The following is a 19803-nucleotide window of genomic DNA, read 5'->3' as shown; positions in this document are numbered from 1 at the left end:
AATGCAAAAACAAGAAAAAATTATAGAAATGTTTAATCAAATTGCACCTACTTATGATAAGGCGAATAGAATTTTAAGCTTTGGAGCTGATGTAGCGTGGCGCAAAAAAGCTTGTCAAAGAGTGATGAGTTTGTATTTAAAAAAAGATTTAAAAATCGCTGATATTGCCTGTGGCACAGGGGATATGATAGAGATTTGGCAAGAGAGCGCTTTAAAAATGAAAAAAAATATTTTAAATATTAAAGGCATTGATCCAAGTAGTGGTATGCTAAATGTTGCAAAAGAAAAATTTCCAAATGTCGAATTTATAGAAGCAGGGGCGCAAAATTTACCTTTAGAAAGTCAAAGTTTAGATATTTTAAGCATTAGTTATGGCATTCGCAATGTTGTAGAAAGACAAAAAGCCTTAAGCGAATTTGCTAGAGTACTTCAAAAAGATGGTATTTTGGTAGTTTTGGAATTTACAAAAAGAGAAAAGGGTGGATTTATAGCAGCTTGTAGGGATTTTTATCTTAAAAATATTTTACCAAGTATAGGTGGGATAATCAGTAAAAATAAAAGTGCTTATGAGTATTTGCCAAACTCTATTGAAGGATTTTTAAGTAAGGAAGAATTCATCTTAGAACTTAAAAATGCTGGTTTTGAAATGCTTGATTATAAAAGTTTTAGCTTTGGCGTGAGTTCAATGTTTATAGCAAAAAAACTATGACACCAACAGAATTAAATCTTAAAGCAAAGGCTTTATTAGAAACACATTTTGATGATATAGTTTTAAGTGGAGAAATTTCAAAAATTACTTTGCATGGTTCAGGGCATTGGTATTTTGATTTAAAAGATGAAAGATCAAGCATTGCTTGTGCTATGTTTAAAGGAGCTAATTTAAAAGTCGGGTTTAAACCAGCGGTGGGGGATTTTTTAGAGCTTTGTGGAAGTGTGAGTTTATATCCTGAAAGCGGTCGTTATCAATTTATCGCTACTAGTATGAAAAAAGCAGGTTTTGGGGATTTAGAAGCACAGTTTTTGGCTTTAAAAGAGCGTTTGCAAAAAGAAGGACTTTTTGATCCACGCTTTAAAAAATCTTTGCCAAAATTTCCTAAAAAAGTAGGCATTATCACTTCAAAAACTTCTGCTGCTTTGCAAGATATGTTAAAACTTATTCATCAAAAAGAATATTTTTTGGCAAAAATTTATATTTTTGATGCTTTAACTCAAGGAAATAATGCTCCTTTTTCTCTTATACAAGCTTTAAAAAAAGCCGATGATATGGATTTAGATGTTCTTATTATAGCACGTGGTGGAGGAAGCAGGGAAGATCTTTTTTGTTTTAATGATGAAAATTTAGCAAGAGAGATTTTTAAAGCAAAAACTCCTATCATTTCAGCCATAGGACATGAGATTGATTATGTTATTAGTGATTTTGTTGCAGATTTTAGAGCTCCAACGCCCTCAGCTGCTATAGATACTTTGTTTTATTCTAAGCTGGATATAGAGCAAAGTTTGGATTTAATGGAAGAAAAATTAATGCAACTTTGGAATCATAAAATACAAAATTATGAAAATTTGCTTTTAAATTTAAGCAAATTTTTCAAATTTAATTCTTTGCCAAAAATAATAGATGAAAAAATAAAACAAAGCCATAATATAGAAAAGCAATTAAATCATCTACTGGCAAATCAAATGCGTTATAATGAATTAAAATTAGATAAATTGCAAAATGCTTATTTGCAACATGAGAATTTTTTTAATAAAAGCAAAAAGTTTATTTGTATCAGAAAAAATGGTAAAATAGCAAATTTAGAAGATCTTAAGAGTGATGATATCGTTATTTTAAGTTCTCAAACTTCTCAAAAAGAAGCAAAAATTTTATAAGGATAAATTATGAGAAAAATCAATTTCAGTGCAGGGCCATCGACTTTACCTTTAGAAATTTTAGAGCAAGCTCAAAAAGAATTCTGTGATTATCAGGGTAGGGGTTATTCTATAATGGAAATTTCTCACCGCACAAAAGTATTTGAAGAAGTGCATTTTGGAGCACAAGAGAAAGCTAAAAAACTTTACGGGTTAAATGATGATTATGAAGTATTATTTTTACAAGGTGGAGCAAGTTTGCAATTTGCTATGATTCCTATGAATTTAGCTTTAAATGGGGTTTGTGAATATGCAAATACAGGAGTTTGGACAAAAAAAGCGATTAAAGAAGCACAAATTTTAGGTGTCAATGTTAAAACTGTAGCAAGTAGCGAGGAAAGTAATTTTAATCATATTCCTAGAGTGGAATTTAGCGATAATGCTGATTATGCTTATATTTGTTCTAACAATACTATTTACGGCACTCAATATCAAAATTATCCCAAAAGTAAAACTCCTTTGATTGTGGATGCATCGAGTGATTTTTTTTCTAGAAAAGTAGATTTTTCAAATATTGCTCTTTTTTATGGCGGAGTGCAAAAAAATGCTGGAATTTCGGGTTTAAGTTGTATTTTTATCCGTAAAGATATGTTAGAAAGATCTAAAAATAAACAAATTCCTAGCATGTTAAATTATTTGACTCATGCTGAGAATCAGTCCTTGTTTAACACGCCTCCAACCTTTGCTATTTATATGTTTAATCTTGAAATGGATTGGCTTTTAAATCAAGGCGGACTTGATAAAGTACATGAGAAAAATTCTCAAAAAGCTGCTATGCTTTATGAGTGTATTGATTTAAGTAATGGATTTTATAAAGGACATGCAGATAAAAAGGATAGATCTTTAATGAATGTGAGTTTTAATATTGCTAAAAATAAAGATTTAGAGCCTCTTTTTGTAAAGGAAGCCGAAGAAGCTGGAATGATAGGACTTAAAGGACATAGAATTTTAGGGGGAATTCGTGCAAGTATTTATAATGCGCTTAATTTGGATCAGGTAAAAACCTTGTGTGAATTTATGAAAGAATTTCAAGGAAAATATGCATGATAAAGCGTTTTGATGAGTGCGATAGAATGTCGCAAATTATTGTTTTTGATAAATATTTTAAGACTGCAGGACAAGTGGCTTTTGAACCTAGCGGAGATATTAAAAAACAAACTAAAGAAGCGCTTGCAGAACTTGATGCTTTGTTTGAAAAAATAGGCGCAAACAAAGGAGATTTGATTCAAATTCAAATCTGGTTAGCTAATATGCAAGATTTTGATGCAATGAATGAAATTTATGATGCTTGGATTAAAAATTATCCTAAACCTGTTAGAGCTTGTGTAGGAAGTGCTTTAGCAGAGGGTTATTTGGTAGAAATTCAAGCTTTTGGAAAGCTAAGAGAGAATTAAAAATTCTCCCCTCCAAATTTTAAAAGCGCAGATCCCCAAGTAAAACCACCACCAAAAGCATCCAGTAAGATTAGATCTCCTTTTTTAAGTCGACCTTCTTCATAGGCATCATTCATTGCCATAGGTATAGAAGCAGCTGAAGTATTGCCATATTTTTGTACGGTAATCACACATTTTTCATCACTTAGATTGAGTTTTTCTTGGACGGCTTTAATGATGCGTAGATTAGCTTGATGAGGAATAAAAAGATCAATTTCTTGTGCTAAAATGTTATTTTTAGCTAAAATTTCTACAACATCATTGCTAAGCGTGTTTACTGCTATTTTAAAAACTTCATTGCCCCTCATTTGCATAGAAAGTGTTTGACATAGGCTTGATTTTTGCGATCTTTGAGTCATTAAAAGATCTCCATAATTACCATTGCTTGCAGTATGTACATCAAGGATATGATTTTCATTGTCCAAACTTACAACTCCAGCACCCGCACCATCTCCAAAGAGTATGCAAATGCTTCTGTCATTGTAATCCATAATTGAACTTGTTTTTTCAGCTCCTACGATTAAAACATTTTTTTTCAAACCACTTTCTATTAAGGCTTTAGCTTGTTCAAGCAAATAGATAAAACCAGAACAAGCTGCTGAAATATCAAAAGCACTAATATTTACAAGTCCTAAATTTGAAGCAATTTTACAAGCCGTTGAAGGCATAGTAAAATAATCAGGACTTAAAGTGGCTACAAGAATTGCATCAATATCTTCAGGTTTTAAATTTGCTCTTTCTATGGCTTTTAATGCAGCTTTTGTACCCAAATCGCTAGTATTCTCATTTTCACCAGCAATACGTCTTTCTTTAATGCCTGTGCGTCTAGTGATCCATTCATCGGTGGTATCTACCATCTTTTCAAGATTAGCATTGCTTAAAATTTTTTCTGGAATATAAGAAGCTATACTTTTAAGACTGGCTTTAAGCATTGTATTTCCCAAGTTCATTTTCTATAAGTTCATTGATATGAGACTGGCTAAAATTTATAGCTTGAAAAATTGCATTTTTAATAGCCCTAGAATCACTTTTTCCATGACTTATAATCACACAACCATTAACTCCAAGAAGGGGTGCTCCGCCATATTCTTGCCAATCTATGTGTTTTTTTAATTTTTTAAAAGATGGCTTCATAAGTAAAGCACCTATTTTAGAAATAAAAGATTGCTTTACTTCATTTTTTAAAAGTTGAAAAATTGCTGTTGCCACACCTTCACAAGCCTTTAAGATAACATTTCCATCAAAACCATCGCAGATTAAAACATCTATTTCACCATTGAAAATATCTCTACCTTCAGCATTACCTATAAAATTTGGAATTTTTTTCATAAGCTGATGACTTTCTTTGGTAAGTTCATTACCTTTGCATTCTTCTTCGCCATTAGAAAGTAAAGCAAGGCGTGGTTTTTGAATTTGCATAATTTCTTTAGCATAAACTTCACCCATTATGGCAAATTGAAATAAATTTTCAGCTTTACAATCTGTATTAGCTCCAACATCCAAAAGTAAAGTTTTGTTAACGATATTTGGCATTAAAGTGGCAATAGCAGGTCTTGAAATACCTTTAAGTCTTCCAAGCCTTAAGGTAGCCAAAGACATACTTGCTCCACTATGACCCGCTGAAACTACAGCATCTACTTTTTTTTCTTTTAATAAATTAATAGCTTTATAAATGGTTGTTTCTTTATTTTTTAAAGCATCTGTGGCATTTTCATTCATCGAAAAAATTTCACTAGATTCTTCGTATTGTATATATTGCTCTAATTTTTTTGGTATTAAAGGTTTTAGAATTTTAGAATTTCCCACTAAGATAGCGTTAAAAGGTTTTGCTTCTAGCGCCTTTAAAACGCCTTCTATAATGGGTTTTTCTCCAAAATCACCACCCATTGCATCAATGGCAATGTTAATCATTGATTTTAATATTCCTTAGTTGTTGGATTCGCACGGTGAGGCATTTTGTAGCTTCCATCTTTGTCTTTTATAGGCATAGGAAGACTAACTTTATAGTGAGTTCTGCGTTTAGCTGCACGAGTTTTGCTCACTCTTCTCTTTGGTACTGCCATTTTTTCTCCTTTATAAAATTTAATTAATTATTGCAATTTATGCAATAAAAATAATCACTTAAATAAGCTTCAAGCTCGCTGATAGCAACTTCTATTAAATCAATATGTCCATCGAAAAATTCTATAGTATTGCTCAATTCGTTTGCTTCATCTTTAAAAATACCATCACTTGCAAAAAGTTCTAAATTTTCTTTAATTTCAAGTTCTAACTCAGTTCCACAACTATCACAAGGTCTATAGATAAAACCTTGCATAATAGCATTTATTTTAACAAGCTTAGGATTTATTTTTACTAAATTTCCCTCAAAAATCATATTTTCAAGATTAAGTTTAAAAGGATATTCCTTTGTATTAATCTTAGAAAAAGGGATTTTCATTTAGCAAATTTCATTTGGTTTAAAGAAAAAATCAATTTCTATTTTTGCATTTTCCAAGCTGTCACTTCCATGAACAGCATTAGCATCAATACTCTCAGCAAAATCGGCTCTAATTGTTCCTGCTTTAGCTTCTTTAGGATTTGTCGCTCCCATTAAATCTCTATTTTTTAATACAGCACCTTCTCCTTCTAGTACAGAAACAACAACAGGACCGCTAATCATAAATTCAACCAAGTCTTTAAAAAAAGGTCTTTCTTTATGAACAGCATAAAAATTTTCAGCTTGTTCTTTACTAAGTTGAACTTTTTTCATTGCAGCGATTCTTAATCCATTGCTTTCAAAACGATCTAAAATTTTTCCTATAACACCTTTTTTAACAGCATCAGGTTTAATTATAGATAAAGTTTTTTCCATCTTTGTAATAACTCCTTATTTTAATAAAGCTTAAAATTATACTTGAATTTGTTTAAAGAAAGTTAAATTAAAAGAAAAAGCTAGGAATCTCTAGCTTTTTAATTTTTTAAAATTATGCAAAAACTGGAGTGTCCCCACTTCTCATATCAGCGCCAATATTATCACGACTTGGTTGTCCTGATTCTACAGCACTCCAAACTATACATCCATCTGTTGGGCAAGCACTAGCACAAGCGGGTTGATCATTATGTCCTACGCATTCAACGCATTTGTTTGCATAAACATAATATCTATCTTCGCCTTCTGGATTGTTAGCATCATCAACGATAGCACTCACTGGACACTCATCAATACAAGAACCACAAGCAATACATATATCTGTAATTTTTACAGCCATTTTTTCTCCTTTTTAATATTAAGATTTAAAAGATTTTAGCATAAAATTCTTAAATAATGTAAATTTTGATAATCAAAAATTTACATTATTTGATAATAATTATAACTTTCTTAAATTTTTAATATTATTTTAGATATTTAAAAAAAAATAAAGATTTAAACGATATAATTTCGTTATCAATAAAATTTATTATTTAGGAGAAAATATGATAGTTACTAAAAAAGCTTTAGATTTTACTGCTCCAGCAGTATTGGGAAACAATGAAATTGTTCAAGATTTTAATCTTTATAAAAACATAGGTCCAAAAGGAGCGGTAGTATTCTTTTATCCAAAAGATTTTACTTTTGTTTGTCCTTCAGAAATTATAGCTTTTGACAAAAGATATCAAGAATTTAAAAACCGTGGCATTGAAGTAATTGGAATTTCAGGAGATAATGAATTTTCACATTTTGCTTGGAAAAATACTCCAGTAAATCAAGGTGGTATTGGTCAGGTTAAATTTCCGCTTGTTGCTGACTTAACTAAGCAGATTGCTAGAAATTTTGATGTACTTTATGCAGAAGCAGTTGCCCTTCGTGGTTCGTTCTTGCTTGATGCTGATGGAACAGTTCGCCATGCTGTGGTTAATGATTTACCACTAGGTAGAAATATAGATGAAATGTTAAGAATGGTTGATACTATGCTTTTTACAAATGAGCATGGTGAAGTTTGTCCTGCAGGATGGAATAAGGGTGATGAAGGTATGAAAGCTAACCCTAAAGGCGTGGCTGAATATCTTGGCAAAAACGAAGCTAAACTTTAATTTCTTAGTATAAAGCCTCTTTACGAGGCTTTTTCTTCATTTTTATTCTTTAATTGAAATTCATAAATTTTCTACTATAATTTTACACACATATTAAAATTTTTATTTAGGCTAAAATATGGCAGGCGAAGATCAAGAAAAAACAGAAGAACCCACGTCCAAAAAGATAGAAGATGCGCGTAAAGAAGGTAATGTTCCAAAGTCTCAAGATGCGGCAGCTATTGTAACTTTGATAATTGGAGTAACTATAACTTTATTTATGATGAGTTTTATGGGCGAGAGAATTGTAAATTTATATAGATACTATCAAAGTTTTATTGGTGTTGAATTTGATTTGCGTATTATTCAAGCCATTATGATTAAAAGCATTTTTGAGGTTTTAATTATTCTTGCACCTATTGTTTTAAGTATTATGATTGCTGGGGTTTTGGGAAATATTATGCAATTTGGTTTTATTTTTACAACTAAACCTATTATGCCAAATTTAGGAAAAATCAATCCTCTAAAAGGTTTAAAAAACCTTTTTTCATTGAAAAAAATTGTTGAAAGTATAAAAATTATTTTAAAAGTGGGTATTGTTTTTACTATAGCTTTTATAGTTTTACTTAAATTTATGCAAGAGCTTCCAAGAGTTGAGCTTTATACTATGGTTGCACAGCTTACTTGGCTAAGAGACAGAGCTATTGTTTTAGCAGCTATTGTTATAGTTGCTTTTTTAATTATTGCTGTTTTAGATGTTTTTTTGGTGCGTTTTCAGTATTTTAAAGGTTTGCGTATGAGCAAACAAGAAATAAAAGATGAGTATAAACAAATGGAAGGAGATCCTCAGGTTAAAGGTAGAATTCGTAGACTTCAAATGGAAGCTGCGCGTCGTCGTATGGTTCAAGATGTTGCAGGTGCGGATGTGGTGATCACAAACCCAACGCATTATGCCGTAGCTATTCGTTATGATACAAGTAAAGAACAAGCCCCTAGGGTTGTTGCCAAAGGAGTGGATTTTCTCGCTCTTCGCATAAAACAAGTAGCCTATGAAAATAATGTTGTAGTTTATGAAAATCCTCCTTTAGCAAGAGAGCTTTATAAAGCTTGTGATGTTAATGATCTTATTCCTAGGGAAATGTTTAAAGCTGTAGCTGAGGTGCTAGGATTTGTTTATAATACAAATAATAAGAGTCGTTTAGCTGGTCAAGTAAAAAAAGGAAACTAAAACTTTTAAGGTGCTTTAGTTCCTATTTTGTTAATAAGCTCAAGAACCGATTTTTGAGTACTTGTATCTGCTGTATCAACTTTAAAATATATTTCTACTCTATTATTTTCTAGAGCTTGTGGATTTCCATTGATAGGATTATTAAGCCCGTAGCTTTTAATGCTAATGTTTTTTAAATTTGCTCCACCTTCTATAAAATATTTTAATACATTTTCTGCTCTTTGATAGGCGAGTTCATAACTTCTTATAATAGAGTCGCTATTGTCTGTATAGCCTCTAATTTCTATTTTTGCTTGAGGTGGCAAATATGTTGTTAGTTCAGCCATACGTTTTAAATAATCTTGTATATCAGCTGAAACGATTTGAGCACTACCTCTTTCAAATTCAACTTTAGATGGAAGGTTAAGAGCAACCTGATTGTCGCTTTGATCTAGAGCCGCTTGAAGACGTTTGATGGTTTCTTGCTGTGTCATAGTCATTTGTTTTAACGATTTGAGTTCATCACTTTCTTCTTTTGCTGCACCCTTATATTTTTCTTGGGTTTTACTCTCTTCTTTGACTGTTTGAGTAGAGGTATAATCAAAGATTTTAACAAATTCGGTTTTTAAAGCCTCTACTTTAGCAGGATTTGTTTTAGAAATTGCCCAAAGAGCAATAAAAAGTGCCAAAAGCAAACTTAGAAAGTCTGCATAAGGTACAGCCCATTTTTCACCTGCAGGACATTCTGGACATTTATGTTTCTTGGCCATTTTTAACCTTTGTCAAATTGTGAAATTTTTGGATCATCGTGACTTAAGAAATTAAAAAGCTTAGCTTCCAAATCTCTAGGATTCGCACCTTCTGCAATTCCTTTTATGGCTTCAGTGATGACAATTTGCTCTTTTACAAGATCCATTCCATTAGCTTTCATTTTTCTTCCCCAAGGTGCAAAAAGCGCATAAGCACCAAAAATCCCAGTAACCGTAGCTGTAAAAGCACCTGAAATACCCGCTGCCATTGCTTGAGGATTATCTAGCAATTTAAGAGCTAGAATAAGACCAAAAACCGCTCCAACAAGTCCCATGGTAGGGCAAGTTTCTCCAAATACTATCCAATATTCTGCGCATTCTTTATAATGCTCTTCAAGTTGTTCGGTTTGTATTTCCATGCTTTCGTGAATTTCTTCAAAGCTTTTACCATCTACAAGCATCATCATAGCATTTTTTAAAAATTCATTTTCAATCTCATTGGTTCTTGATTCTAATGCTAAAAGTCCATCTCTTCTTGCAATAATGGCAAATTCTATTAACTGGGCTATCCTTTCAGGTAGATTTACTCCAGAACCTTTAAAGACAACTTTGAGTTCTTTATAAGCTGCTTTTACGATTTTTTTATGTGTAGAAGTCATTGCACAAAATGCAGCCGTTGGCATAACTATAAGAAAGGAAGAAAGGTGAATAACATGTAAAGGATTTCCTCCTTCTAATATATCTCCTACTGAAATACTAGTAACTGCGAGCACCATTCCCAGTATGGTTGAAAGATCCATTAAATATCTCCTTGATTATTTTAAATCGCCCCAATTTTTGGCGATACTTGAGCTTGTTTTTAATTTTACTTTTAATTTTACTATATTTTCCATAATATCTCTAGTTTTTTTCACAAAATTTTCACATAAATCATCTTTTACTTCAAAAATTAATTCATCGTGAATTTGCAAAATAAGCTTTTTATCTTCATTTAATTCCTTGTTGATTTCTAACATTGCAAGTTTGATTACATCAGCTGCTGAGCCTTGCAAGATTGAATTGATGCTTTCTCTTTCATACATAGCAATTTGCATAGGTTTTGCGTTTTCAAAATCAAAATAACGCTTGCGACCGCTTAAAGTAGTGATAAAGCCATTTTGTTTAGCTTCATTTTTAACTGTTTCAAAATATTTCTTAATACTAGTAAAATTTTCAAAATATTTTTCTATGTAAGATTTGGCTAAATGAGCTTCTATTTTTAAATTTTGACTTAAAGTTTTATAGCCCATGCCATAAATAAGTCCAAAATTTATACTTTTTGCAACACTTCTGGTTTCATAATTGCTTTCTCCAAAAATCATTATAGCTGTTCTTGCATGTATATCTTCATCGTTAGCAAAAGCATTTAAAAGTTTTTCATCTTCGCTAAAATGCGCAAGCATTCTCAGTTCGATTTGAGAATAATCAAGAGAGATAAAACTAAATCCATCTTTAGCTACAAAGCAAGATTTATAATCTTTTGCGTATTGTCCGTGTGCAGGAATATTTTGCAAATTTGGATCTTTAGATGAAAGGCGTCCTGTAGCGGTTCCAGTCTGTAAAAAACTTGAATAAATGCGTGAATTTTTATCTTTTAACGCTAGTTTTAACAAAGGTTCACAATAAGTGGAATAAAGTTTGGCAAGTTCTCTATAATCTAAAATTTTGGCAATTACAGGATGTTTATCTAAAAGTGCATTTAAAACTTTTTCATCGGTAGAATATCCTGTTTTTCCTTTTTTTCCACTTGGAAGTTTAAGTTTTTCAAAAAGTATATCACCTACTTGTTTAGGTGAGTTTAGGTTAAATCTATCCTCACAAAGAGTATAAATTTCTTCACTTAAATTTTTGATTTCATTTTCAAATTTTTTCATAAGGGCTTCAAGTGCATTTGTATCAAGCTTTATGCCATTTTCTTCCATCATCATAATGATTTTAATGAAATCAAATTCACAGTTTTTAGCAAGTTCTAATAAAGGAGTTTCAAGATTTTTTAAAAAATAAAGATAAAATCTTAACGTGATATAAGCATCTTCTGCGGCGTATTTGCAAGCTTTTTCAAGTTCTACACTTGCAAAATTTTCTCCTTTTTTAACAAGGCTTTCAAAATGTAAGGTTTCATAATTAAAAAGTCTTAAGGCTAAATCATCCATATTTACTCTTAAAGAAGGATTTTTAAGCCATGCTAAAATCATTGTATCTGCGTATTTTTGAGGTAAATTTAATCCAAAATTGTTTTGAATGATTTTAAAATCATATTTGAGATTGTGTCCTATAACAAAATGATTAAAGATTAGCTCTATAGCTTTTTTGGCACTTTGCAATGAGATTTGCTCACCTACTCCAAGATAATTATGAGTTAAAGGCACGTAAAAAGCTTCATTTTCACTCATGCAAAAACTAAAACCAACAATTTTTGCTTCTTTTGTATCAAGTCCTGTAGTTTCGGTATCAAAAGCAATAATACTTTCTTTATCAAGGGTATTTAAAATTTCAAAAAGTTTGTTTTCATCTTGTATTAAAGTGGCTTTAAAACCTAAATTTTTATCTTTATTATCAGGATTTTGACGCAGTTTTTTAAGCAAAGCATTAAGTTCGTAATGTTCTAAAATTTCAAGTATTTTTAAAAGAGGTTCTTCATCAGGATAAGTTGCTTTTTCTATAAGATCTTGCACTTCTAAATTTTCATACAAAGAGGCTAATTTTTTGCTTAAAAATGCATTTTCCTTACCCTCTAAAAGCAAGTTACGACTTCTTTCGTTGCGTACTAGGGTTAAATTTTCATAAATTCCTTCTATACTACCAAATTCATCAAGTAAGGTTTTAGCCCCTTTTGCACCTATACCTTTAACGCCTGGAATATTATCAGAACTATCTCCGCAAAGAGCTAAAAAATCTCTGATTTGATGAGGTTTTACTCCGTATTTTTCTAAACACGCTGCTTCATCATAGTCGTTTTTAGAAATAGGACTGTAAATGCTTGTTTTACCATCTTTTATGAGTTGATAAAGATCTTTATCTTGAGTGATAATGCGTACAAAAATATCCCTATCTTCACAAGTTCTTACAAAAGAAGCGATGATATCATCGGCTTCATAACCTTCCCTAGAAACGCTTATAAAACCCATTTTTTCTATCATCTCTATGCAAATTGGAATTTGTTCTAGAAGTTCAGGTGGTGGTGGAGTGCGATTTTGTTTATAGTTTGGATCAATTTCGCTACGAAAAGTTTTTCCTTTGGAGTCTAATGCAAAAACAATATAATCACTTTTGTGTTCATTTTTTAAGCTATAAATAAAATTTGCAAAACCGCTAATCATTCCACTAGCTTGTCCTTGTGAATTTTTAAAACCTTTTAATGCGTAGTAAAGTCTGAAAAAAAATCCAAAAGTATCGATAATAGTTAAAGTTTTCATAATAATTTCTTCTTTTGATAAAATATATTTTTAAGTTGTATTATTTCAAAATTTTGCTTAAAATGTCTACAATTTAAGATCTTTAAGCAAAAACACTGCAATTTTTAGCCATAATTACAAATTATTTATAAAAAAATATATTAAAATATAAGGATAATGTAATGACAAATCAGCAAATTGATGGAATTGCGGATAAGAATTTTAACACGCCTGAAGGTAGGAAAGTTTTTAAAAAGGCAGTTTTTTCTTGCTGGTTGGGAACTGCTATGGAATATGCAGATTTTGCACTTTATGGTTTAGCAGCTGCAACAATTTTTTCAGAAGTGTTTTTTCCTGAGCAAACTCCAGTAATTGCACTTTTGCTTAGTTTTGTAACTTATGGCATAGGTTTTATTGCAAGACCTATTGGGGCTTTGTTTTTTGGTTATTTAGGTGATAAACACGGAAGAAAAAATGTTATGATGGCTACAATAGCTTTAATGGGAATTTCAACTACTCTTATAGGTTTTATTCCAAGTTATGCAGTGATTGGTGTTTGGGCGCCTATTTGTTTGGTTATATTACGTTTTATACAGGGTTTTGGTGCAGGAGCTGAACTTTCAGGTGGAACAGTTATGCTTGGAGAATATGCTCCTAGCAAGAGAAGAGGGCTTGTTTCTTCTGTGATTGCTTTAGGATCAAATAGCGGAACTTTGCTTGCGTCTTTTGTATGGCTTTTGATGGTACAAATGGATGAAACAAGTTTTAAAGAATGGGGCTGGAGAGTTCCTTTTATGGGAAGTATTTTAATCGCTCTTTTTGCTGTATATATTCGTTTTCATGTCAAAGAAACCCCTGTTTTTGAAAAGCAAAAAAATGAAATGATGAAATTGCGTCTTAATAACGAAAAGCATATGAAAAAAGATGAAAGAAGTTTTTGGCAAAGAAGTAGTGCTTTTTGGACTATGGTAGGCTTAAGAATAGGCGAAAACGGACCTTCTTATCTTGCGCAAGGTTTTATTGTAGGTTATGTGACTAAAATTTTACTTTTAGACAAATCAGTTGCCACTACAGCGGTAATGATAGCTTCATTGGTGGGTTTTTTGGTTATTCCTTTGGCAGGTTACTTAAGTGATAGATTTGGAAGACGTATTACTTATAGAATGTTTTGTTTGCTTTTAATGATTTATGCTTTTCCTGCTTTTATGCTTTTAGATAGCAAAAATGAAATTATTGTGATTTTAACTATTATTGTAGGTATGTCTTTAGCATCTTTAGGGATTTTTGGTGTGCAAGCGGCTTGGGGTGTGGAGCTTTTTGGGGTAAAAAACCGTTATACAAAAATGGCTTTTGCTAAGGAGCTAGGTTCTATTCTTTCAGGAGGAACAGCGCCTATGGTGGCTTCTGCTTTACTTGCGTATTATGGCACTTGGTGGCCTATCGCAACGTATTTTGTATTAACTGCAGGTATAGGTTTTGTGACTACATTTTTTGCGCCAGAAACTAGAGGCAGAGATTTAAATAAAATAGAAGATGCGATATGAGACTTATCTTAGACACGGATATAGGCAATGCTATTGCAGGAGCAAATACCGATGATGGTTTAGCGCTTGCTTTGATTTTGGCATCTAAAGAAATCAAACTTGAAATGCTAAGCACAATTTGCGGTAATGTTCCAAGTCTTGTTGCCTATAGCGTGGCTAAGGATTTATTTAAACGTTTAAATTTAAATATCCCCGTTTATTTAGGAGCGAATGAAGCCTTAAAAGAACCAAGTAAAGCTTGGCGTCAAAGACTTGATGAAAGTGTAAAAAATTTTAAACTCGAATATCTTTGGGAAAATATAAAAAGTCCTGAAATTTTAGAAAATATAAATCCTGATGCGATTTTTAAAATGGGTGAGTTGGTGGGTAAAAATCCTAAAGAAATTTCTATTTGTGCGATAGGACCTTTGACAAATATCGCTATGGCTATGAAAATTTTTAAAGATTTTGATATAAATCTTAAAGAGCTTTTTATTATGGGCGGTAGTTTTGATATGCCTTATTACACTAAAGATACAAATTTTGGTTTCGATCCTGAGGCGGCTAGTATGGTGTTAAATTCAAGAGCTAAAATTACACTCGTACCTTATAATGTAACCATGCAGACTTTATTGACTCATGAGGATTTAAAAGAGTTGCAAGGTAAGAATATTTTATGTGATTTTATCGTTGAAACTTTAGGCGTTTGGATTGATTATGCTTCTAAAACACGTGGTACAAAGGGAACTTGGATACATGACGCTTTAACGATAGCTTACGCATTAGATTCTAGTATTGCAGATTTTGATGAGTGTTATGCTGATGTTATTTGCGATAGTTCTTTGGCAAGAGGTATGAGTTGGCGTTGCTTTAAAGAACCAAAAATGAGTATGGGGATGGATTTAAGCACTAAAAATTGTGTTAAAATTTTAAAAAATGTAGACAATGCAAAGCTTTTAAAACTTATAAAAGAGAGGCTTTTAAAAGGAGTTTGCTATGAAAATTATGAAAGCATAACGACTTAATTTTCCAAGTAAGATAAAAAATATAGTTTTTAAAAAAGAATATTTCGCAAAACCAAGTCCTAAGGCAAAAAGATCTCCCACTAAAGGTAAAAAGCTTAAAAAAGCAAATATACTTCCAAATTTGGCAAAATTAGCATTGAAATTTTCTAATTTTTTCAAGGATTTGCTAAAGTATTTTTCTAAAATTTTTTGCTTACCAAGATAAGCCAAGCCATAAGTACTTAAACTTCCTAAGGTATTACCCAAAGTAGCTACGATAAGCACTAAATTTGGATTAAAATCAAGTTTTATAAAGCCTAAAACAAAGGCTTCGCTTGCCAAAGGTAATAGTGTGCTTGAAAGAAAACACACTATAAAAAGTCCTAAATAACTTATATCATTATATAAAAAATCAAACATAAAATTATGATTTTTGTGTATTTTTAAGCTCTAAGTCTAGATAATATCCTGTGTAAGAACGGGTTTTTTTGTGTTCTTTAGCGACTTTTTCCACGCTTCCTGTGCTAATAACCTTGCCGCCTTTAACTCCGCCTTCAGGCCCCATATCGATGATATAATCAGCATTTTTAATCACATCTAAATTATGCTCTATCACAAAAACCGAATTTTTAAGATCAACTAAATGTTGTAAAACTAAGATGAGTTTATTAACATCTTCAAAATGCAGTCCTGTTGTAGGCTCATCAAGTATATAAAGGGTTTTTCCTGTATCGCTACGACTTAGTTCTTTGGCAAGTTTGATTCTTTGTGCTTCACCTCCACTTAAGGTGGTGGCATTTTGTCCTAGGGTTAGATAATCTAAGCCCACTTTTACTAGAGTGTCTAATTTTTGTTTGATTTTAGGAACGGCTGTAAAAAATTCACTCGCTTCTAAAACACTCATATTTAAAATTTCACTGATATTTTTGCCTTTATATTTGATTTCTAGCGTGGCATCATTGTAGCGTTTGCCCCCGCAAGTATCACAAACCACCATAACATCAGGTAAAAAATGCATTTCTATTTTGATTTCTCCATCTCCGCTACACTTCTCACATCTTCCCCCTTTTACATTAAAAGAAAAGCGTCCTGCTTTATAACCACGCATTTTAGCTTCTTTAGTGGCGGCAAAAAGATTTCTGATTTCATCCATAGCGCCTGTATAGGTGGCAGGATTTGAACGTGGTGTGCGTCCAATTGGGCTTTGATCAAGATAAATGACTTTATCAAGTTTTTCAAGTCCTTCTATTTGCACCCCACCAAGTTTTTTAACTTTTTTAGCGCGGTTTAATTCCTCTTGTGCAAAAGGAAGTAGGGTTTGAAGTATCAAAGAACTTTTTCCAGAACCTGAAACTCCTGTTATAGCGACTAAATTTTGTAAAGGAAATTTTACGCTTAAATCTTGGATATTGTTAATATTTACATTTTTAAGTTCAAGCCATTCTTTTTGTGCTCTGTTTTGAAGTTGTGAAATTTGTTTTTTCCCATTCATATAAAGTGCAGTTTCGCTTTTGCTTTTTAAAAGTTCTTTATAAGTTCCACTAAATACAACCTCACCTCCAAATTTTCCTGCTTTTGGGCCAATATCCACAATAAAATCTGCTTCTTCTATAGTCATTTTATCATGCTCTACGACAATTAGGGTATTGCCCTTTTGTTGTAAATTTCTTAAAGTTTTAATCAGTTTTGCAGTATCTCTTTCATGAAGTCCTATGCTAGGCTCATCTAAGACATACATCACTCCGCTTAAACCACTGCCAATTTGTGAAGCTATGCGGATTCTTTGTGCTTCACCCCCACTAATCGTTCTTGCATCGCGCCCTAAGGAAAGATAACCTAGCCCCACATCATACAAGAAAAACAATCTTTCGTTGATTTCTTTTAGGATAGGTTTAGAAATAAATTTTTGTTGCTCGCTTAAATAAGAAAAATTTTTCTCATCTGCAAAAAAGGCCGTACTATCTTCTATGCTCATATCTAAAATTTCACCCAAGCCTTTTTTGGCTACTTTCACGGCTAAACTTTCGGGTTTTAAACGATGCCCACCGCAGTCTTTACAAATTTTTTCACTCATATATTCGGCTAAATCTTTTTCATCTTTTAGCATTTCATAAGCCATTTTAACCACGCCTTCAAAAGTGCGTTTTAGACGATTTCTTTTCCAAAGAAATTCTATAGTTTTGGCATTACCATACAATACAAGGCGTTTTTGTTCTTCGCTTAATTGCATAAAAGGTATTTTGATAGGAATTTCATTTTGTTCGCAAAAGGCGATTAGGAATTTATAATAATAACTTTTGTTAAAACCATACATGATTTTAACAGCACCATTTTCGAGGCTTAAATTTTCATCGATGATTTTTTTCATATCTAAAGTATAACGAATTCCAAGTCCATCACAAGCTTCACATGCTCCTTTTGGAGAATTAAAAGAAAAGCTTAAAGGTTCAAGTGGAACAAAGGAAATTTTACAATCAAAACAAGCTGAATGCTCGCTAAAATGATAGTGTTTATTAAGGTTTATTTCTTCATGATTTAAAACTTCTATTTCTATTTCTCCAAAGCTTTCTTGTAAACCTTTTTCTATATCGCTTGCAAGGCGAGAAAGTAAATCTTCTTGAATTTCAAGTCTATCTATGACAAGTTTAATGGTGTGTTTTTTGGTTTTGGCTAGTTCAATTTCTTCATCAAGTCTTACCAAAACTCCATCAATTTGAGCTCTTACATAGCCTTTGTTGCGTAAATTTTCAAGCAAATCTGCATAAGTTCCTTTTTTTTCTCGTATGAGTGGGGCGTAGATGATGATTTTTGCACCTTTTGGAAATTTTAAAATTTCACTGACTATATCACTTGCACTCATAGATGAGATTTTTTGTCCGCATTGATGACAATGTTGAATACCCACTCTTGCATATAAAAGTCTTAGATAATCATAAATTTCAGTGATGGTTCCCACAGTCGAGCGTGGATTTTTAGAAGTGGTTTTTTGATCTATAGCAATGGCTGGAGTTAAACCTTCGATTTTATCGACATCAGGTTTGCCCACCTTATCTAAAAATTGTCTGGCATAAGCACTTAAACTTTCTATGTAACGGCGTTGTCCCTCGGCATAAAGAGTGCCAAAAGCAAGGGTTGATTTTCCACTCCCACTCAGTCCTGTAAAAACAATGAGTTTGTTTTTGGGAATTTCAAGGTGGATATTTTTTAGGTTATTTTCTCTTGCACCAATGATTTTTATGGTATCGTTCATAGTCTTTCCTAAACATTAAATAAATTTAAGATTTTAGCATAATAATATTAAAAGAACTTGGATAAATCCAAGTTAAAAATTTATAAGATTTAGCTTATTAAGTAAAGAGTGGGTGGTTCCAAGTATCGATAAGGCATATACGCAAAGTAAAATTTTTCTATGAGCTGAAATATGCATTTTTTCTATGATTTTAATTCCTATAAAAACTCCAACCATAGAAGCTATACCTACTAGTATTCCTTTATGAATAACTTCAGAGTCTATAACTCCAGAATTTGAAAAAGATATAATACCAGAGACTGAAGCAAAAATAACAAAAAACAAGGATAAAGAAACAACTTTTTTACTATCATAGCCTAAAAAATAAGCTAAAATCGGAGCAATTAAAAGTCCACCACCAATTCCCAAAGAAATAGCAAAAATACCAGTAAAAGCTCCAGCAATAAATAAAATGACATTCTTTACCCAAACGCTTCTTTGATTTTGCACAATGTTTTCTTTAATTCCAAAAGCATATTTGATAAAAAATATACAACTTACCGCCAAAAATACGCTAGTAAGAGTTACATCACTTAAAGCTTTTAAAAGCATTCCGCTAAAGCTTGCCCCTATGAGCCCTCCAAAACCTATCATAATACCATCTTTAAGATTTAGATTTTTTTTCTTATAATTAATATAAGAGCCAAAAACTGCTGCAAAAATCATTTGCAATACTGAAATTCCGATAGCATGGTGAGCACTTGCTCCAAGTGCGAACATAGAAGGAACGATAATCATACCTCCACCAATGCCAAAAAGTCCAGAAGCAATACCTGAAATGATTCCTATGATTAGATAAGGTAAATCTGTGATTTCCATAGCTTTTCCTAAAAAATATTAAATATTTCAAATACGGAATAATTTTATCTTATTAAGCTAAGTATTATCTTAGTTTTTTATAACAATAGAATATTTTTTGGTAACTTTAAGCATCGTAAAAATGTTTCAAAATATTATAAAATATAAAGATTTTATAATATTTATTTTAAATTTAAAGCAAAATTTATATTTATTGATTAAAATTAATTTAGACTTTAAAAATTTTCATAAAAGTCTTAATTTTTGAAATATTTTATAAGAAAGGTAAAAGATGAGTGAAAATGGTTTTTTTAGTAATTCTTTGATTTTAAAACTTACACATACTCTTCGCTCTTGGCGTTTCTAAACTTCTTTTTATCTAAATTTTTTCTTTAATATTATTTTAATTTATTTTTTAAAAAAAGG

Annotated in this window: 21 protein-coding genes; 9 read left to right on the top strand and 12 right to left on the bottom strand. The window is 31.7% G+C overall.

Features of this window, described 5'->3' with window-relative positions; translation table 11 throughout:
* The first annotated feature begins 1 nt into the window (after position 1).
* Genes ubiE through AJN69_RS04455 form a run of 4 tightly spaced genes read left to right on the top strand, consistent with a single transcriptional unit; the run spans position 2 to position 3302 of the window.
* Positions 2 to 709, top strand: coding sequence for a bifunctional demethylmenaquinone methyltransferase/2-methoxy-6-polyprenyl-1,4-benzoquinol methylase UbiE (gene ubiE / locus AJN69_RS04470; RefSeq protein ID WP_070287909.1), 708 nt, complete (start codon positions 2 to 4; stop codon positions 707 to 709).
* Complete coding sequence (xseA, locus tag AJN69_RS04465) at positions 706 to 1869, top strand: exodeoxyribonuclease VII large subunit (RefSeq protein ID WP_044778464.1); 1164 nt, start codon at positions 706 to 708, stop codon at positions 1867 to 1869. Before ubiE ends, xseA begins: the two co-directional genes overlap by 4 nt.
* Before the next feature lie 9 nt (positions 1870 to 1878).
* Positions 1879 to 2955 carry a phosphoserine transaminase gene (serC, locus tag AJN69_RS04460; protein WP_044778466.1) on the top strand — a complete coding sequence of 359 codons (1077 nt, stop codon included), beginning with the start codon at positions 1879 to 1881 and terminating at the stop codon, positions 2953 to 2955.
* The gene (locus AJN69_RS04455; RefSeq protein ID WP_002854323.1) at positions 2952 to 3302 is read left to right on the top strand and encodes a RidA family protein; all 351 of its coding nucleotides are present in this window, start codon (positions 2952 to 2954) and stop codon (positions 3300 to 3302) included. Before serC ends, AJN69_RS04455 begins: the two co-directional genes overlap by 4 nt.
* Here the strand turns inward: AJN69_RS04455 and AJN69_RS04450 are convergent.
* The 6 genes from AJN69_RS04450 to AJN69_RS04425 all read right to left on the bottom strand — a co-directional run bounded on the left by AJN69_RS04450 (position 3299) and on the right by AJN69_RS04425 (position 6592).
* Positions 3299 to 4273, bottom strand: coding sequence for a beta-ketoacyl-ACP synthase III (locus AJN69_RS04450; protein WP_044778553.1), 975 nt, complete (start codon positions 4271 to 4273; stop codon positions 3299 to 3301). The two genes, AJN69_RS04455 and AJN69_RS04450, sit on opposite strands and share 4 nt — an antisense overlap.
* Positions 4266 to 5252, bottom strand: a complete 987-nt coding sequence (gene plsX, locus AJN69_RS04445) for a phosphate acyltransferase PlsX (protein WP_044778468.1) — start codon at positions 5250 to 5252, stop codon at positions 4266 to 4268. The genes AJN69_RS04450 and plsX overlap by 8 nt, the downstream gene beginning before the upstream one ends.
* A gap of 5 nt (positions 5253 to 5257) precedes the next feature.
* Positions 5258 to 5404 (bottom strand): 50S ribosomal protein L32, encoded by a 147-nt coding sequence (gene rpmF, locus AJN69_RS04440; RefSeq protein ID WP_002858674.1) that lies wholly within the window; start codon positions 5402 to 5404, stop codon positions 5258 to 5260.
* A gap of 23 nt (positions 5405 to 5427) precedes the next feature.
* The gene (locus tag AJN69_RS04435) at positions 5428 to 5781 is read right to left on the bottom strand and encodes a hypothetical protein (protein ID WP_002857618.1); all 354 of its coding nucleotides are present in this window, start codon (positions 5779 to 5781) and stop codon (positions 5428 to 5430) included.
* On the bottom strand, positions 5782 to 6195 hold the full coding sequence (gene ndk / locus AJN69_RS04430) for a nucleoside-diphosphate kinase (protein WP_002854376.1): 414 nt from the start codon (positions 6193 to 6195) through the stop codon (positions 5782 to 5784).
* A 112-nt stretch (positions 6196 to 6307) separates the two neighbouring features.
* Entirely contained in the window at positions 6308 to 6592 is a 285-nt protein-coding gene (locus tag AJN69_RS04425; protein WP_002854354.1) for a DUF362 domain-containing protein, read from the bottom strand.
* Between the two features lie 205 nt (positions 6593 to 6797).
* Here AJN69_RS04425 and AJN69_RS04420 point away from each other — a divergent pair, with 205 nt between their 5' ends.
* Together AJN69_RS04420 and flhB are read left to right on the top strand one after the other, a co-directional pair.
* Positions 6798 to 7394, top strand: a complete 597-nt coding sequence (locus tag AJN69_RS04420) for a peroxiredoxin (RefSeq protein ID WP_002854219.1) — start codon at positions 6798 to 6800, stop codon at positions 7392 to 7394.
* Positions 7395 to 7512: 118 nt separating this feature from the next.
* Positions 7513 to 8601, top strand: a complete 1089-nt coding sequence (flhB, locus tag AJN69_RS04415) for a flagellar biosynthesis protein FlhB (protein ID WP_002857279.1) — start codon at positions 7513 to 7515, stop codon at positions 8599 to 8601.
* A gap of 5 nt (positions 8602 to 8606) precedes the next feature.
* Here the strand turns inward: flhB and motB are convergent, their stop codons facing one another.
* Genes motB through polA form a run of 3 tightly spaced genes read right to left on the bottom strand, consistent with a single transcriptional unit; the run spans position 8607 to position 12784 of the window.
* Positions 8607 to 9350, bottom strand: coding sequence for a flagellar motor protein MotB (motB, locus tag AJN69_RS04410; protein WP_002854333.1), 744 nt, complete (start codon positions 9348 to 9350; stop codon positions 8607 to 8609).
* A 2-nt stretch (positions 9351 to 9352) separates the two neighbouring features.
* Positions 9353 to 10129, bottom strand: a complete 777-nt coding sequence (gene motA, locus AJN69_RS04405) for a flagellar motor stator protein MotA (RefSeq protein ID WP_002880492.1) — start codon at positions 10127 to 10129, stop codon at positions 9353 to 9355.
* Positions 10130 to 10144: 15 nt separating this feature from the next.
* Entirely contained in the window at positions 10145 to 12784 is a 2640-nt protein-coding gene (polA, locus tag AJN69_RS04400) for a DNA polymerase I (protein WP_070287907.1), read from the bottom strand.
* A gap of 161 nt (positions 12785 to 12945) precedes the next feature.
* Between polA and AJN69_RS04395 the strand changes: the two genes are divergently transcribed.
* Together AJN69_RS04395 and AJN69_RS04390 are read left to right on the top strand one after the other, a co-directional pair.
* Positions 12946 to 14307: an MFS transporter gene (locus tag AJN69_RS04395; protein WP_070287906.1), complete on the top strand. Its 1362-nt coding sequence runs from the start codon at positions 12946 to 12948 to the stop codon at positions 14305 to 14307.
* A complete protein-coding gene (locus AJN69_RS04390) occupies positions 14304 to 15311 on the top strand; it encodes a nucleoside hydrolase (protein ID WP_070287905.1) in 1008 nt (335 codons plus the stop codon). The genes AJN69_RS04395 and AJN69_RS04390 overlap by 4 nt, the downstream gene beginning before the upstream one ends.
* Here the strand turns inward: AJN69_RS04390 and AJN69_RS04385 are convergent.
* The 3 genes from AJN69_RS04385 to AJN69_RS04375 all read right to left on the bottom strand — a co-directional run bounded on the left by AJN69_RS04385 (position 15267) and on the right by AJN69_RS04375 (position 19398).
* Positions 15267 to 15710: a YqaA family protein gene (locus AJN69_RS04385; protein ID WP_002854339.1), complete on the bottom strand. Its 444-nt coding sequence runs from the start codon at positions 15708 to 15710 to the stop codon at positions 15267 to 15269. The two genes, AJN69_RS04390 and AJN69_RS04385, sit on opposite strands and share 45 nt — an antisense overlap.
* A 4-nt stretch (positions 15711 to 15714) precedes the next feature.
* Positions 15715 to 18540: an excinuclease ABC subunit UvrA gene (gene uvrA / locus AJN69_RS04380; RefSeq protein ID WP_070287904.1), complete on the bottom strand. Its 2826-nt coding sequence runs from the start codon at positions 18538 to 18540 to the stop codon at positions 15715 to 15717.
* Positions 18541 to 18612: 72 nt separating this feature from the next.
* Complete coding sequence (locus AJN69_RS04375) at positions 18613 to 19398, bottom strand: sulfite exporter TauE/SafE family protein (protein ID WP_002857375.1); 786 nt, start codon at positions 19396 to 19398, stop codon at positions 18613 to 18615.
* Between the two features lie 121 nt (positions 19399 to 19519).
* Here AJN69_RS04375 and AJN69_RS04370 point away from each other — a divergent pair, with 121 nt between their 5' ends.
* Positions 19520 to 19645, top strand: coding sequence for a hypothetical protein (locus AJN69_RS04370; protein ID WP_002854718.1), 126 nt, complete (start codon positions 19520 to 19522; stop codon positions 19643 to 19645).
* Positions 19646 to 19803: the final 158 nt, after the last annotated feature.

The sequence above is a fragment of the Campylobacter sp. BCW_4338 genome (assembly GCF_001763255.1).
In the GTDB taxonomy this organism is placed as follows: domain Bacteria; phylum Campylobacterota; class Campylobacteria; order Campylobacterales; family Campylobacteraceae; genus Campylobacter_D; species Campylobacter_D jejuni.
The sequence above is the reverse complement of the archived record's forward strand: the minus strand, read 5'-3'. Positions and strand labels throughout refer to the sequence as shown.